Annotated in this window: 14 protein-coding genes; 6 read left to right on the forward strand and 8 right to left on the reverse strand. The window is 72.6% G+C overall.

Going from position 1 to position 14981, the window contains the following annotated elements:
* Nucleotides 1–165: 165 nt before the first annotated feature.
* The 3 genes from ACBJ32_RS15365 to hemG all read right to left on the reverse strand — a co-directional run bounded on the left by ACBJ32_RS15365 (nt 166) and on the right by hemG (nt 3738).
* Nucleotides 166–1305: a hypothetical protein gene (locus ACBJ32_RS15365; RefSeq protein ID WP_375127271.1), complete on the reverse strand. Its 1140-nt coding sequence runs from the start codon at nt 1303–1305 to the stop codon at nt 166–168.
* 322 nt (nt 1306–1627) lie between these two features.
* Nucleotides 1628–2329, reverse strand: a complete 702-nt coding sequence (gene hemQ / locus ACBJ32_RS15370) for a hydrogen peroxide-dependent heme synthase (RefSeq protein ID WP_357868635.1) — start codon at nt 2327–2329, stop codon at nt 1628–1630.
* A gap of 5 nt (nt 2330–2334) precedes the next feature.
* The gene (hemG, locus tag ACBJ32_RS15375) at nt 2335–3738 is read right to left on the reverse strand and encodes a protoporphyrinogen oxidase (RefSeq protein WP_375127272.1); all 1404 of its coding nucleotides are present in this window, start codon (nt 3736–3738) and stop codon (nt 2335–2337) included.
* A 107-nt stretch (nt 3739–3845) separates the two neighbouring features.
* Here hemG and ACBJ32_RS15380 point away from each other — a divergent pair, with 107 nt between their 5' ends.
* Complete coding sequence (locus ACBJ32_RS15380; RefSeq protein WP_375127273.1) at nt 3846–4790, forward strand: DUF4349 domain-containing protein; 945 nt, start codon at nt 3846–3848, stop codon at nt 4788–4790.
* 138 nt (nt 4791–4928) lie between these two features.
* On the opposite strand, the gene hemE is transcribed toward ACBJ32_RS15380, so the two are convergent.
* A complete protein-coding gene (hemE, locus tag ACBJ32_RS15385) occupies nt 4929–5945 on the reverse strand; it encodes a uroporphyrinogen decarboxylase (RefSeq protein WP_375127274.1) in 1017 nt (338 codons plus the stop codon).
* A 628-nt stretch (nt 5946–6573) separates the two neighbouring features.
* Between hemE and ACBJ32_RS15390 the strand changes: the two genes are divergently transcribed.
* The 5 genes from ACBJ32_RS15390 (at nt 6574) to ACBJ32_RS15410 (ending at nt 11743) form a co-directional block, all read left to right on the forward strand.
* A complete protein-coding gene (locus ACBJ32_RS15390) occupies nt 6574–7170 on the forward strand; it encodes a DUF3000 domain-containing protein (RefSeq protein ID WP_357868622.1) in 597 nt (198 codons plus the stop codon).
* Between the two features lie 45 nt (nt 7171–7215).
* Nucleotides 7216–8442 (forward strand): HRDC domain-containing protein, encoded by a 1227-nt coding sequence (locus ACBJ32_RS15395; RefSeq protein WP_375127275.1) that lies wholly within the window; start codon nt 7216–7218, stop codon nt 8440–8442.
* 132 nt (nt 8443–8574) lie between these two features.
* Nucleotides 8575–9720 carry a Gfo/Idh/MocA family protein gene (locus ACBJ32_RS15400; protein ID WP_375127276.1) on the forward strand — a complete coding sequence of 382 codons (1146 nt, stop codon included), beginning with the start codon at nt 8575–8577 and terminating at the stop codon, nt 9718–9720.
* Nucleotides 9717–10883, forward strand: coding sequence for a dihydrodipicolinate synthase family protein (locus tag ACBJ32_RS15405; RefSeq protein ID WP_375127277.1), 1167 nt, complete (start codon nt 9717–9719; stop codon nt 10881–10883). Before ACBJ32_RS15400 ends, ACBJ32_RS15405 begins: the two co-directional genes overlap by 4 nt.
* Nucleotides 10880–11743 carry a sugar phosphate isomerase/epimerase gene (locus tag ACBJ32_RS15410; RefSeq protein WP_357868611.1) on the forward strand — a complete coding sequence of 288 codons (864 nt, stop codon included), beginning with the start codon at nt 10880–10882 and terminating at the stop codon, nt 11741–11743. The genes ACBJ32_RS15405 and ACBJ32_RS15410 overlap by 4 nt, the downstream gene beginning before the upstream one ends.
* Before the next feature lie 49 nt (nt 11744–11792).
* On the opposite strand, the gene ACBJ32_RS15415 is transcribed toward ACBJ32_RS15410, so the two are convergent.
* Genes ACBJ32_RS15415 through ACBJ32_RS15430 form a run of 4 tightly spaced genes read right to left on the reverse strand, consistent with a single transcriptional unit; the run spans nt 11793 to nt 14902 of the window.
* Nucleotides 11793–12422: a response regulator gene (locus ACBJ32_RS15415; RefSeq protein WP_375127278.1), complete on the reverse strand. Its 630-nt coding sequence runs from the start codon at nt 12420–12422 to the stop codon at nt 11793–11795.
* Entirely contained in the window at nt 12398–13486 is a 1089-nt protein-coding gene (locus ACBJ32_RS15420; protein WP_375127279.1) for a sensor histidine kinase, read from the reverse strand. The genes ACBJ32_RS15415 and ACBJ32_RS15420 overlap by 25 nt, the downstream gene beginning before the upstream one ends.
* Before the next feature lie 7 nt (nt 13487–13493).
* A complete protein-coding gene (locus tag ACBJ32_RS15425) occupies nt 13494–14192 on the reverse strand; it encodes an ABC transporter permease (RefSeq protein WP_375127280.1) in 699 nt (232 codons plus the stop codon).
* Nucleotides 14189–14902 carry an ABC transporter ATP-binding protein gene (locus ACBJ32_RS15430; RefSeq protein ID WP_375127281.1) on the reverse strand — a complete coding sequence of 238 codons (714 nt, stop codon included), beginning with the start codon at nt 14900–14902 and terminating at the stop codon, nt 14189–14191. The genes ACBJ32_RS15425 and ACBJ32_RS15430 overlap by 4 nt, the downstream gene beginning before the upstream one ends.
* Nucleotides 14903–14981: the final 79 nt, after the last annotated feature.

A 14981-nucleotide genomic window follows, 5' to 3' on the forward strand; every position in this document is an offset into this window, starting at 1 on the left:
GACGCGGCGTATCGATCGCCTTCCAGGGGTACGAGTGCCGCGTGCGCTTTGTCCACCTTCGCCACCGGTGGGTAACCATCGAGGCCATCGGACGCGTCGTCACCCAGCGGTGCGAGGTGTGCGCGAAGACGCGGGTCCGGGTCCGCTGACCCGGACCCCGCCGGATCAGCCCGGGGCCGGATGGGTGACGCGGCAGCTCCGGTCGGCGGGGCCGAGGATGTTGGCGAGCACGGGATTCCCGTTTCCGCCGAACTCCGCCTGCACGAACACCACCGGATCCTCGACCCCTCGGCTGCGGAGGTAGGCGAGGCCGCGCTCGCAGAGGATGATCGCGGTCAGCGAATTATCCGCCGTATCCGGCAAGTCTGTATAAATGCGCAAATATCCGCCGACGCTGCGGACGTCCTTGAGGCGTTTCAGGGCTTTGTCGTTCGGGCCCCAGTTCGTACGGAAGTACTCCGCCGCCTGGTGATCCGTGTGCCGTGAAGGCCCGTCGGCCCTGTAGTCGTCGCCGTCCCCGGGGTCGGGGCCGCCCGCCAGCACGTCCTCCGGGGCCGTGGTGCCGGACACCATCCCCGGACGGGGCCCTCCCGCCTGGCCGGACGTGGCCGCCGGGTCCGGCGCCTCCGAGCGCTGGGCCTCCCGCATCCTGGCTTCCGCGCCCGCCTCCGGACCGGTCCCCGCGGTCCCGCCGTCCCCGCCCGGCGCCGCCGCCGGCCCGCCGGGACCGGTCGCGCCCGTCGCCCCGGTCGTGCCCGTCCCGCCGTTCACGCCGCCGGACCCGGGCGAACCGGCCCCGTCGCGCCCCTGCCCGGCCCCCTGCTCGCCGCCCTGCCGGCCCGCCGCACCGGATCCCGCCTGCGCTCCTCCGAACACGCCGAGCAGCGCGCCCGGCCCGATCCCCGCGCTCCCGCCGAGCACCGCGACGACCCCACCGGCCAGCACCAGCACCACCGCCGCCAACCGGCCCTTCCGCGCGCCCGGCCCGCCCGCCCGCGCGCCCAGGCGCCCCTTCCGCGCGCCCGACCGGCGCTTCCGTACGCCCGGCCGGCCCTTCCATACGCCCGGCCACCCTTTCCGCGCCGGCAAGCGCCGCGACCCGACGGCTCCCGGCCCGCTCCCGATGACCAGCGGCCCGGATCCCGCCACCGGCCTGCTCTCCGCCCCCGGCTTGCTCTCCGCCGCCGGCCTGCTCCCCGCCGCCGGCTCGCCCTCGTCCGGGACGGACAGGTTCCACTCCGGGACCGACCGGCCGTCTCCCGCCTCAGGCTTGCCGTCCTCGGCGGCCTGCCGTCCCTGCCCCATCGCCGCCCAGCCGCTCCCCGTACGGCGCCGAGCGTGCCGGGGGCGGCGGCCCGCGGCATGGCGTCCCGCCGCGTGCCGACGGCGGTCTCGTCCTCCGGTCTCCTCCACCCCGACCGACCTCCCCGCAATAGGCCCGTTCCCTAGACGCCCGCCTGCCTTGGAACGTTCACATCCGCCCGCCCCGAAAGCGCGAGCCCCCACCGTGCCCACGACACAAGGAGACCACCACCGGCCGCGACAGGAGGGCAGGATGCGCCGAAGGAGGAAACACGAAGGCGCCCGGCCGAGCGAGCGGACGGGCGCCTTCGAGTCGTACGCGGGGTTACGGGAGGGCGGCGACGAGCTCCTGCAGCGGCTTGCGCGCCCCGGTGTAGAACGGGATCTCGACGCGGGTGTGGCGGCGGGCCTGCGCGCCCCGCAGCGTACGCATGAGGTCGACGATCCGGTGCAGCTCGTCGGCCTCGAACGCCAGCATCCACTCGTAGTCGTTGAGCGAGAAGCACGCCACCGTGTTGGCCCGCACGTCGGGGTAGTCGCGCGCCATCCTGCCGTGCTCGGCGAGCATGGCCCGGCGCTCGGAGTCCTCCAGCAGGTACCACTCGTAGGAGCGCACGAACGGGTAGACGCTCACGTACGCCCGCGGCTCCTCCTCGGCGAGGAAGGCCGGGATGTGCGACTTGTTGAACTCGGCCGGCCGGTGCAGCGCCATCGCCGACCACACGGGCCTGGTCTGCCGGCCCAGCCGGGTGCGGCGGAACCTGGCGTACACGTCCTGCAGGTCTTCCGGCGTGGGCGCGTGCCACCAGAACATGAAGTCGGCGTCGGCCCGCAGCCCGGCCACGTCGTAGACCCCCCTGGTCACGACGTCCTTGCCGGCGGCCTGGTCGAGCAGCTCCTGTACCTCGGCCGCGAGCCCGTCGCGGTCGCCAGGACACGGCTCGGTCACCTGGAAGACCGACCACATCGTGTAACGGATCACCTGGTTGAGATCGCGGGCCTTCGGCCGCGGAGCGCCCTCTGTCATGGTGCCTATTCTCCTCGCCTGGTGAGGTGGTCCAGAATCCGGGCGGCGGCCGTGCGCGCGGTGCCGACGCAGGCGGGGATGCCGATGCCGTCGTAGGCGGCGCCGCACACGGCCAGGCCCGGCTCGACCGAGACCGCGGCGCGCACCCGGGCCACCCGGTCGAGGTGACCCACGTTGTACTGCGGCAGCCCGCCGCCCCACCGCGTCACCCGCGTGTCGATCGGCAGCCCGCGCACGCCCATGACGTCGCCCATCTCGGCCGTGGCCAGCGACACCAGCTCGGCGTCGTCGCGCTGGAGCAGGTGCTCCTCGCCGATCCGGCCGATGGAGCAGCGCAGGATCACCAGGTCCTTGGTCAGGTGGGGCCACTTCACCGAGCTGAACGTGACCGCCTTGACCGGCCGCCGCTCCACCGGCGGCACCAGGTAACCGCTGGTGGCGGGCGGCTCGGGGAAGGCGTCCACCGGGTAGGCCAGCGTGACGACGGCCATGCTCGCGTACTGGATCCGAGCCAGCTCGGCGGCGGCCTTCGGCACCTCCGACTTGAGCAGCCGGCTGGTGGCGGGCCCCGGCGTGGCCAGGATCACCGCGTCGGCCTCGATCACCTCCGGACGCGGCACGGGGCCGGTGACCAGCCGCCAGCCGGCCTCGGTGCGGTGCAGCTCGCGGACGGTGACGCCGGTCCTGACGTCGGCCTCCGACGCCTTGGCGACCGCCTCGGGCAGGGTGCCGACGCCGCCGCGCAGCGAGGTGAAGACCGGCCCCGCGTCCTTGGGCGTCTCGGCGACGAGGTGCCTGGCCGCGCTCAGCAGCGAGCGCTCGGAGCGGGCCACCGCCGCCACCCGCGGCATCGTGGCCTCCAGCGACAGCATGTCGGCGCGGCCCGCGTAGACGCCGCCGAGCAGCGGCTCGACCAGCCGCTCCACGATCTCGCCGCCCATCCTGGCGCGGATGTAGGCGGCGACGGACACGTCGGTGCGCACGAGGGTGGGCGGCAGGATCTGGTCGAGCGGCACGCGCAGCAGGCCGCCCGGCGACACGATGCCGGACCTGGCCAGCTCGGTCAGGTCGGACGGCACGCCCATGACCTGCCCCTTGGGCAGGTGGCGCAGCTCGCCCCTGCTGTAGACGGCCGAGCTCAGTGTGCCGGGGAAGACCAGGTCGTCGCCGAGGCCGACGGCCCTGGCCAGCTCTTTGCCCTCGGGCCGCCTGGCCAGCATCGCCTCGGCACCCGCGTCGACGCTCACCCCGGCGACCTCCGAGGCGTGCAGCTTCCCGCCGATGCGCGACGAGCCCTCCAGGACCGTCACCCTGATGTGATCGCCCGCGCCCTGGCGGAGATACCACGCGGCGGCGAGGCCGGAGATCCCCGCGCCGACGATGACCACGTGCGCCCGATTCCCTTCCACGCCTCCTGACGCTACCGCCTCAACGGCTCGGCCAGCCGCGCGGGGCGCGTGACCGTACCGTGATTCCTCCCGTCAAACCGGGGCGGTGCTCGGCCCGTCATAAGGGCATGACGAGATTCCGGTACGGCCTCGCTCTCACGGCGGCCTGCTCGGCCGTGTTGCTGACCGCCTGCGGTGGCGGCGGCTCCGCTGTCCAGTCCGGCGCGGCGCCGGCCTCCCTCTCCTCCCCCGCGTCCGAGGACGCCGCCGCCCGGGACGAGAGCACGGCCAAGGAGCCCCAGGCCCGGCAGACCCGCCAGGGCCAGGCGGGCGGGGTCGCCTCCGGGGTCCAGGCCGCCCAGCAGGAGCGGCAGGTCATCTACACCGGCAGCATGACCGTGCGGGCCGAGCGGGTGGCCCCCGCCGTCCAGCAGGCCAAGCAGATCGTCACCGAGGCCGGCGGCTACCTGTCGCAGGAGGAGAGCAACTCCTCGGGCGACACCGAGGCGTCCGCCATGCTGGAGTTCAAGATCCCCACCGCCAAGTACGGCGAGGTGCTGCGGCGGCTCGGCGGCGAGCTGGGCAAGCAGCTGTCACTCAACCAGAACGCCCAGGACGTCACCTTGAAGGTGGCCGACGTCGAGAGCCGGCTGAAGTCGGCGCAGCAGTCGCTGGAGTCGCTGCGCGCGCTGCTGAAGCGCGCGGACACGATCGGGCAGGTGCTGGACGTCGAGCGGGAGATCTCCTCCCGGGAGGCCGACCTGGAGTCGTTGCAGGCCCAGCAGAAGGAGCTGGCCACCCAGACCGCCATGGCCACGCTGACGTTGCGACTGGTGGGCCCGGTGGCGGCGGTCGAGGACCCGGCCGACGAGCCCGCCGGCTTCTTCGGCGGCCTGAAGGCGGGCTGGCAGGCCCTGGTCTCGTTCACGCAGACGGCCCTGACCGTGATCGGCGCGCTGCTCCCCTGGGTCGCCGTGTCGGTGCCGCTGATCGTGCTGGTGGTCTGGCTCGTCCGCCGCGACCGCCGCCGGCCGGCCCCCGCCCCGGCCACACCCGACACAGAAGCCGCCTGACGGGAGAAGCCCGGACGGACGTCCACTCCCGCACGGCGGGACCGGATGCGTGAAGTACGGCGAGCGCAGCGGGTCTCCGACACGCATGACGGCGGCGGCCCGTGGGGGTTCCCAGAAGGCTTGAGGCTTGTAACGAAGTCAGTGCTCGTGGACCAGGTCCGTGAGGCGCTTGAGCTGATCGGGGTTCGTCGAGGGCAGCACGCCATGCCCCAGGTTGAACACGTGCCCCTCGGCCGCCTCGCCCCGGCGCAGCACCTCGCGCGCCTTGCGCTCGACGACCTCCCACGGCGCGAGCAGGATCGCCGGGTCGAGGTTGCCCTGCAGCGCCTTGCCCGGCCCGACCCGCCGCGCGGCCTCGTCGAGCGGCACCCGCCAGTCGACCCCCACCACGTCGGCCCCGGCCTCGCCGAGCACCCCCAGCAGCTCCCCCGTGCCCACCCCGAAGTGGATGCGCGGCACCTCGGCGACGCTGTCGAAGATGCGCCGCGTGTACGGCAGGATGAACTCGCGGTAGTCGTCGGGCGCCACCGCCCCCACCCACGAGTCGAAGAGCTGCACGGCCGACGCCCCGGCCGCGATCTGGATGCGCAGGTGCTCGGCCACGATGTCCGACAGCCGCTCCATGAGCTGGTGCCACAGCTGCGGCTCGCCGTACATCATGGCCTTGGTGCGGTCGTGGTTCTTGGACGGGCCGCCCTCGATGAGGTAGGAGCCGAGCGTGAACGGCGCGCCGGCGAAGCCGATCAGCGGGGTGCCGCCGAGCTCCCCGGTGAGGGCCTGGATCGACTCGGTGACGTAGGGCACGTCGCCGGGCTCCAGCGGCCGCAGCGCCTCCAGGCCTCTGGCGTCGCGGATCGGGTCGGCCACGACGGGGCCGACGCCCGGCTTGATGTCGAGGTCGACGCCGATGGCCTTGAGCGGGACCACGATGTCGCTGAAGAAGATGGCCGCGTCGACGCCGTAGCGGCGGACGGGCTGCATGGTGATCTCGACGATCAGGTCGGGCGTCGCGCACGCGGTGAGCATCGGCACGCCCTCGCGGACCTTCAGGTATTCCGGCAGCGACCGCCCGGCCTGGCGCATGTACCAGACGGGGGTGTGGGGGACGGGCTGGCGGCGGCAGGCACGCAGGAACGCTGAGTCGGCGAGGTTCACCTCACCAGGGTAGTGGTAGCGGGCGCAGGGTCGCGGGGCGGGAACGCGGGCGCGGAGGGCCGCGACACGCGTCCGAGGTGTCGGAAAAAGATGCATTGGACACCCCAAATCATGATCAGATAGCCAGATGAAGGTTTACCGGTCTGCTCGGCATCGGCACCGCACACGGGTCGAACACACCCCATGTCCGGCCAGAGAGCCGGTCTCGACTGGGCCAAATGTTCCCCAAGCCACCGCGCGGCATCGATTCAGCGACCACTTTCGGGACACGCCGAGCGCGTTGCGGGGAATTGTCAGCGGCTCGTGCCAACGTCGGAGCCACGACCCGAAGAAAGGCCCCGGTTCGATGACTCGTGCGATGACCGCGTTGTGGAGTTCCCCAGAGCGCCGCAGTGAGCCCTGCCCCTCCTGCGCCGAGGAGCGGGCGTTCGAGCAGCCGCCGTGCCTGGAGGGGCACGAGCCGGGCCAGTGCCCCGAGTGGGCCTGCGTCGACTGCGGCCACGCGATCATGCTTGCGTCCGCCGAAACCATCCGCCCGGCACGCCAGCTCGTTACGGCATCGGCTTGATCACGAAGGATGAGCACCCCCGTGGTCCCCTTCCACCCGTCTTCGACCTACGCTTCCGCTATGACCCTCGGTGACCAGCCACCGCCTCCGGCCGCCTTCACGCGCGCCGCGGACAGCCTGCGGCGGGCCGAGGTCAGGCCGGAGATCGAGCTCGAGGACCTGCCCGCGCCGCAGCGGCTGGCCCCCTACTCGGCCGCCATCGGCGCGTCGGTCTACCGCGACGACGACGAGCTCGCGGTCGGCCGGCTGATCCTGCTCTACGACCCTGACGGCCAGCGCGGATGGGAGGGCCCGTTCCGGCTGGTGGCCTACGTCAGGGCCGACATGGAGCCGGAGATCACCTCCGACCCCCTGCTCGGGCCCGTCGCGTGGAGCTGGCTGACCGAGGCTCTCGACGCGCATCAAGCCGATTACTCCGCCGCTGGCGGTACCGTGACAAGAGCCGTGTCCGAGGGGTTCGGCAACAAGGCCGACGACCCGGTCACGACAGAGCTCGAGCTGCGGGCGTCGTGGTCACCCGCGCAGGAGGATCTGTCCGGCCATGTCGCCGCGTGGTGCGACCTCATGTGCCTGGCGGCGGGCATGCCGCCGCTTCCCCCCGACGTGGCCGCCCTGCCCCGCCGACGTGATGATCCGGAGAGTGACCGAACGAAGTGAGGGCACCAGTCAAGACAGCACCAGCGTCATGAGGTCGGTGAACTCATGACAGAAGAACGCACAGTGGAGCCGCTGCTGGAGCCGCGCGACGGCATACCCGCGGTCATCTCCGACGCTGCCGGGCTGGCGGAGGTGGTGGCGAGGTTCGCCGCCGGCAGCGGTCCCGTCGCGGTGGACGCCGAGCGGGCCTCCGGCTACCGCTACGGCAACCGCGCCTACCTCGTGCAGCTGCGCCGGGCCGGGGCCGGCACCGCGCTGATCGATCCGATCGGGTGCCCCGACCTGTCCGCGCTCGACCAGGCCGTGGCCGAGGCGGAGATCGTGCTGCACGCCGCCTCGCAGGACCTGCCGTGCCTGATGGAGGTGGGGTTCAAGCCGCGGGTGATGTTCGACACCGAGCTGGCCGGGCGGCTGCTCGGCTACGAGCGGGTCGGGCTGGGCACGATGGTCGAGACCGTGCTCGGGCTGCGGCTGGAGAAGGGGCATTCGGCGGCCGACTGGTCCACCAGGCCGCTGCCGGAAGACTGGCTGCGCTACGCCGCGCTCGACGTGGAGGTGCTGGTCGAGCTGCGCGACGTGCTGCACCAGGAGCTGGCGGAGTCGGGCAAGCTGGAGTGGGCGCGCGAGGAGTTCGCGGCCGTGCTCGACACCCCGCCGCCGGCGCCGCGCTCCGACCCGTGGCGGCGCACGTCGGGCATCCACAAGGTGCGCAACGTGCGCGCGCTGGCGATCGTGCGCGAGCTGTGGACCATGCGCGACCGCATCGCCCGCGAGGCCGATCTCGCCCCCGGCCGGGTGCTGCCCGACGCGGCGATCGTCACCGCCGCGCTGGAAGGGCCCCGCACCAAGAAGGCATTGACCGAAATTTCGGCATTCACCGGGCGAAGCGCGCGAAGGCACATGAGCGACTGGCTCGCCGCCGTGGCCAGGGCGCGCAACCTGCCCGACAACCAGCTGCCCCAGCCCAGCACGCCCGGCGACGGCCCGCCGCCGCCCAACCGCTGGGCCGACCGCGATCCGGCCGCCGCCAAGCGGCTGGCCGCGGCCCGCGCCGTGGTCGCCGCGCTGGCCGAGGAGCACCACATGCCCACGGAGAACCTGCTGCAGCCCGACGCCGTGCGCAGGCTCACCTGGGAGCCGCCCGACGAGATCACCGAGGAGAGCGTGACGGCCAGGCTGCGCGAGCTCGGCGCTCGCGAGTGGCAGCTCTCCCTGGCGGCCGCTCCCATCACCAAGGCCCTGGCCAGGCTGGGGACGCGCGGCGAGCTCTAAGCTCGGCACCGGGCGCCCCGGCCGGAGGTCCGGCAGGCCCACCTGAGGTTCGCGCTACTTGACGCCTTCGGTGGCCCGGCCGTACCGTTCGGGAAAGCGCTTTCCACACACGTTGTGCCTGAAGGGATCCTCATGAGCGTGCGCACCATCGGCGTCGTGATGAACGGCGTCACCGGACGGATGGGCTACCGCCAGCACCTGGTCCGGTCCGTCCTGGCCATCAACGAGCAGGGCGGCGTGACGCTCTCGGACGGCTCCAGGGTGAAGCTCAAGCCGGTACTGGTCGGCCGCAACGCCGACAAACTTGCAGATATCGCGGCAAAGCATGAAATTTCGGATTTCACCACGGACCTCGACGCGGCACTCGCCGACGACGACAACCTGATCTACTTCGACGCCCAGGTCACCAGCGCCCGGGTCAAGGCCGTGCTCAAGGCCATCGAGGCCGGCAAGCACATCTACGCCGAGAAGCCGACGGCCGAGTCGACGCAGGAGGCCATCGCGCTGGCCGAGGCCGCCACCGCCAAGGGCGTCAAGAACGGCGTCGTGCAGGACAAGCTGTTCCTGCCCGGCCTGCTCAAGCTGAAGCGGCTGATCGACGGCGGCTTCTTCGGACGCATCCTGTCGGTGCGCGGCGAGTTCGGCTACTGGGTGTTCGAGGGTGACTGGCAGGAGGCCCAGCGCCCGTCGTGGAACTACCGGGCCGAGGACGGCGGCGGCATCGTGCTCGACATGTTCCCGCACTGGCACTACGTGATGGAGAACCTGTTCGGCCCGGTCAAGTCCGTCTACGCCCAGGCCGTGACGCACATCCCGGCCCGCGTGGACGAGCAGGGCAAGCAGTACGCGGCCACCGCCGACGACGCCGCGTACGGGATCTTCGAGCTGGAGGGCGGCATCATCGCCCAGATCAACTCCTCCTGGACGGTCCGCGTGAACCGGGACGAGCTGGTCGAGTTCCAGGTGGACGGCACGCACGGCAGCGCCGTCGCGGGCCTGCGCAACTGCCGCGTCCAGCACCGCTCCGCCACCCCCAAGCCCGTCTGGAACCCCGACCTGCCCGCCACGGCGCGCTTCCGCGACGGCTGGCAGGAGGTGCCGGACAACGCCGAGTTCGACAACGGGTTCAAGATCCAGTGGGAGGCGTTCATCCGCCACGTGCTGGAGGACGCGCCGTTCCCGAACGACTTCGCCTCCGGCGCCCGCGGCGTGCAGCTCGCCGAGCTGGGGCTGCGCTCCAACGCCGAGGGCCGCAGGATCGAGGTGCCGGGGCTGTGAGGATCGAGCTTCCCGGGTTCGGCTCGTACCCGCTGAGCGAGCCCACGACCTGGCCGGCCGTCGACCGGCCGGCGACCAGCCGCATCGTGTACGCCGCCGCGCACGTGGTGGCCGACCCGCTGGGCGACAACACGCCCGGCTCCCCCGCCGCCGTGGACTGGGAAGCCACCCTGCGCTTCCGCCGCCACCTGTGGTCGCTGGGGCTGCGCGTCGCCGACGCCATGGACACCGCCCAGCGCAACATGGGCCTGGACTGGGCCGCGACCAGGGAGCTGATCCGGCGCAGCGCCGCCGAGGCCCGCTCGTACGGCGACCCGGCCACGCTGGTCTCCTGCGGCGCCGGCACCGACCACGACCCGGACGCCGGCACCCTGGACGCCATCACCGCGGCGTACGCCGAGCAGATCGAGACCGTGCAGTCCGCCGGCGCCGGCGTGATCGTCATGGCCTCCCGCCAGCTCGCCAGGATCGCCTCGGGCCCGGCGGACTACCACCGGGTCTACGGCAAGCTGTTCGGGGTGGCCGAGCGGCCGGTGATCCTGCACTGGCTGGGCGAGATGTTCGACCCGCAGCTCGCCGGCTACTGGGGCTCGCGCGACGTGGCGGCGGCCACGGAGTCGTTCCTGGAGCTGATCCACGCCAACGCCTCGATGGTGGACGGCGTGAAGGTGTCGCTGCTGGACGAGGAGCACGAGGTCGGCCTGCGCGCCGCGCTGCCGGAGGGCGTCAAGCTCTACACCGGCGACGACTTCAACTACCCGTCGCTGATCAAGTCGGGCTCGCACGCGCTGCTGGGCATCTTCGACGCGATCGCCCCGGCCGCGGCGGCGGCCCTGCAGGTGCTGGACGCGGCCGAGGCGTCCTGCACCGGCGAGGGCCGGGAGCGGCTGCTGGCCCAGTACGACGAGATCCTCGCACCGACCGTCCCGCTGTCGCGCAAGATCTTCGAGACGCCGACGTACAACTACAAGACCGGCATCGTCTTCCTGGCCTGGCTGAACGGCCACCAGGACGCGTTCGCCATGGTGAACGGCGCCCAGTCGGCCCGCTCGCTGCTGCACCTGTCGGAGGTGTTCCGCCTGGCCGACCAGGCCGGGCTGCTGGCCGACCAGGAGCTGGCGGTGCGCCGCATGAAGTCGCTGCTGGCGGTGAACGGGCTGTGAGTCTCTCGCTGAACCAGTGGACGACCCGGCACTGGACGCTGGCCGAGGCCGTGGACGGGTGTGTCAGGCACGGCCTGGAGGCGATCGGGCTGTGGCGGGAGAAGGTCGCCGAGACGGGCCTCGCGCAGAGCGTCAAGCTCGTGCGGGCGGCCGGGCTGCGGGTGTCGTCGCTGTGCCGCGGCGGCTTCCTCACCGCGGGCGGGCTGCCGGGCGAGGACGGCCGCACGGCCTTCGCGCAGGCGCTGGAGGAGAACAGGCGGGCCATCGACGAGGCGGCCGAGCTGGAGGCGGCCTGCCTCGTGCTGGTCGTGGGCGGGCTGCCGGGGGTGAAGCCCGGCGAGCCGCTGCCCGCCTCCTTCACCCGCGACCTGGCGGGGGCCCGCGAGCGGGTGGCCGAGGCGCTGGCGGAGCTGGCGCCGTACGCCGGGGAGCGGGGGGTCAAGCTGGCGCTGGAGCCGCTGCACCCGATCTACTGCCCGGACCGGGCGGTGATCTCCACGCTCGGCCAGGCGCTGGAGCTGAGCCTGCCGTATCCGGTCGAGCAGGTCGGCGTCGTCGTGGACACCTTCCACGTGTGGTGGGACCCGCGCCTGTTCGAGGACATCGCGCGGGCCGGGAGCCGGATCGCCAGCTACCAGGTGTGCGACTACCTGCACCCGCTGCCCGAGGACGTGCTGCTCGGGCGGGGCATGATGGGCGACGGCGTGATCGGCTTCCGGCCGATCACGGCGGCGGTCCAGGCCGCCGGCTACACCGGTGACGTCGAGGTGGAGATCTTCAACGCCGACGTCTGGGCCGCCGACCCCGACGAGGTCGTGGCCACGATGAAGGCCCGTTACGAGGAGGTCGTGCTCGCCTGAGCACCGGACGGGCGGCGTCTCCGACGAGGCTCCGCCCACCCGCACGCGGCTAGATGAGGCGCCGCTCCATCGCCGCCACCACGGCCGCCGCCCTGTTGTCGACGCCCAGCTTGGCGAAGACGTGCTTGAGGTGCGTCTTCACGGTGGTCTCGCTGATCAGCAGGGCTCGTGCCACCTCCTTGTTGGCGGCGCCGCGCGCGATCAGCCTGAGCACCTCCAGCTCCCGCGGGGTCGGCGCCGCCGCGGGCTTGCGGCCCAGGCCGTCGATGAGCTGCGAGGTGATCCGCTGGGCCAGGACCCGCCCGCCGGCCGCCGCCGTGCGCACGGCGGCCTGGAGCTCCTCGCGCGGGGCGTCCTTGAGCAGGTAGCCGGCCACCCCGGCGGCCAGCGCCCGCGACACGTCGGCATCGGTGTCGTACGTGGTCAGCACCACGACCCGGATGTCCGGATGGTCGGCGGACAGCCGCTCGATCGCGCCGACCCCGTCGAGCCCCGGCATGCGCAGGTCCATCAGCACCACGTCGGGCCGGGCGGCCCTGGCCTGGGCGAGGGCCTCGTGCCCGTCGCCCGCCTCGGCCACCACCTCGATGTCCGGCACGCCGTCGAAGATGCCGCGCAGCCCGTCGCGGACCACGGGGTGGTCGTCGACGATCATCAGGCGCAGGGGATGCTCACGCACAACGCGGTCCCTTCTCCCAGCGCCGACTCGACGGTGACGGTGCCGCCCGAGCGCGCGGCCCGCTCGCGCATCGCGATCAGCCCGTAGCCGCCTCCCGTGCCGTCGGGGTCGAAGCCCGCGCCGTCGTCGAGCACGTCCAGGGTGATCTCCTCCTCCATGTACGACAGCGTCAGGACGGCGCGGCGGGCCCTGGCGTGCTTGGCCACGTTCGCCAGGCCCTCCTGGGCGGCGCGGAGCAGCGTGGCCTCCACGTCCTCCGGCAGCCGCCGCGGCTCGCCGTCCACCGACACGGTCGCCGGCACGCCGGTCGCCGCCGACCAGCGCTCGGCCACGCCCTTCAGCGCCTCGTGCAGCGGGGCCCGTTCCAGCGGCTCGGGGCGCAGCGCGTCCACCGAGCGCCTGGCCTCCTTGAGGCTGTCGCGGGCCAGCTGCTTGGCCTGCGCGATGCGCTTGCGCACCGCCTCGGGGTCGTCGATGCCCTGCTCGGCCGCTTCGAGCTGGGCGATGATGCCGCTGAAGCCCTGGGCGAGCGTGTCGTGGATCTCCCTGGCGAGCCTGGCGCGCTCCTCCAGGGCGCCCACGATCAGGTTCTGCTCGCTGTGCTTGACGAGGTCACGCGTGAAGATGCCCATGATGAGGGTGAGCGCCGTACTGCCCAGGACGTACGCCAGCACGGCGGGGTCCTCGGGGATGACCTCGAAGGCCCCGGCCGCGGCGGCGCTCGACAGGACGAGCAGCACGGCGCCGGCGTAACCCCACCTGCCGGGCAGCAGCAGGTAGGGCAGCGTGATCATGCCGTACGTCATCGCCTGGTAGGAGGAGTTCGTCCGGACGAGCGCGTAGTTCAGCGCCACCAGCACCAGGAAGTGCCAGGCCATGGGGTTGAGCTGTTCGAGCAGCGCGGGCCTGCGGGCGACGAAGAACGCGTACCAGGCAGCCATGATCGCCGTCAGCGCGAGCGCGACGGGGTCGAGCCCGTCCTCCAGGGCCGCGATCGTCGCGGCCATCCCGAGGCAGGTGTAGAACAGCAGGTGGAACACCCGGGGCCAGGCTGCCTCGTCCAACGTGCGATCACTCCCAGCGGAACAGCGCGACCGCGATGGCGGTGCCGACCACGATTATCGCCGAGACGATGAGGAAGGGCATCGCCGAGGGGGCGCCGAACCAGCTCTCCCGCAGCACGGTGACGGCATGGGTGAGGGGCAGGTACTCGCCGATCTCGCGCAGCTCTCCGGGTACCCCCTCGCGGGGGATGGCCGCACCCGCCAGGAAGATCATCGGGAACATGACCAGCAGGCCGATCAGGTCCGCCGTCCTGGCGCGCGGCGCGAGGGCGGCCAGCACGAAGCCGATGGCGTAACACATGAGCGCGCACAGCACGAAGGACAGCGCCAGCGCCGCCGGGTGCGCGGGCAGCGCCACCTTGAAGCCGAGCACCGCCACCCCGATGAGGATGGCGGCCCCCGCGAGCGCCATCACGAGCTGGGCCGCGATCTGGGCGGTGAGCAGCACGAACGGGGAGACCGGGGTGGTGGCCATGCGGCGCAGCACCTTGCGCTCGCGGTAGCTCGCCATGACCCCGGGGAGCGTGGAGATCCCGCCGATGGCCAGGACCATCGCCAGATAGCCGGGCACGAAGATCTCGAGGTTGTCGTTGCTGCCGTTCAGGAGCAGCAGCATGGCCGGGAAGGCGACCATGAAGAACAGGGTGGCCGGGTCCCGCGACAGCAGCCGCAGCTCCGACGCCGACAGGTGCGCGAACGCCTTCATCGTCCCTCCTCCGCCAGCGCCAGGTACGCGTTCTCCAACGAGTCCGTCCCGGTGCGGCGGGTCAGCTCGCGCGGGCTGCCGAGCGCCACGATCTTCCCCTTGCGGAAGACCGCCACCCGGTCGCACAGCTCCTCGGCCTCGTCCATGTAGTGGCTCACGAGCACCACCGTGGTGCCGGCCGCCTTGAGGTCGCCGATGAGCGTCCACGTCTCGCGGCGGGCCACGGGGTCGAGCCCGGTGGTCAGCTCGTCGAGCACGATCAGCTCCGGGCCGCCGACCAGGGCCATGGCGAGCTTGAGCCGCTGCTTCTGGCCGCCGGACAGGTCGCCGTACGCCTTGGCCGCGATGGGGCCGAGATCCCAGCGCTGCAGCACCGCCTTCCAGTCGTCCGGCCGGTCGTACAGGGCCGCGAACAGCCGCATGGCCTCGGCCACCTTGAGCCGGTCGGGCAGCTCGCCCTCCTGCAGTTGCACGCCCATGCGCTGGGCCAGGGCCCGGCGGCGGCGCGCGGGGTCCTGGTCGAACACGCGGACCGTGCCGGTGTCCGGCCTGCGCAGGCCGGACAGGCATTCCACCGTGGTCGTCTTGCCCGCGCCGTTGTGGCCGAGCACGCCGAACGTCTCGCCCTTCGCCACCGTGAACGAGACGCCGTCCACGGCGCGATTGTGCCCATATGTCTTGTGGAGGTCCTCGACCTCGATCACTGTCATGCTCCGAGCCTCGCGGGAGGCGGCTCCGGGCGGCATCGCCCGATCGTGCGCGCGGCATCCTCCTTCCGGAGGATGGCTC

The organism is Nonomuraea sp. GTA35 (assembly GCF_041950525.1).
Classification (GTDB): Bacteria; Actinomycetota; Actinomycetes; order Streptosporangiales; family Streptosporangiaceae; genus Nonomuraea.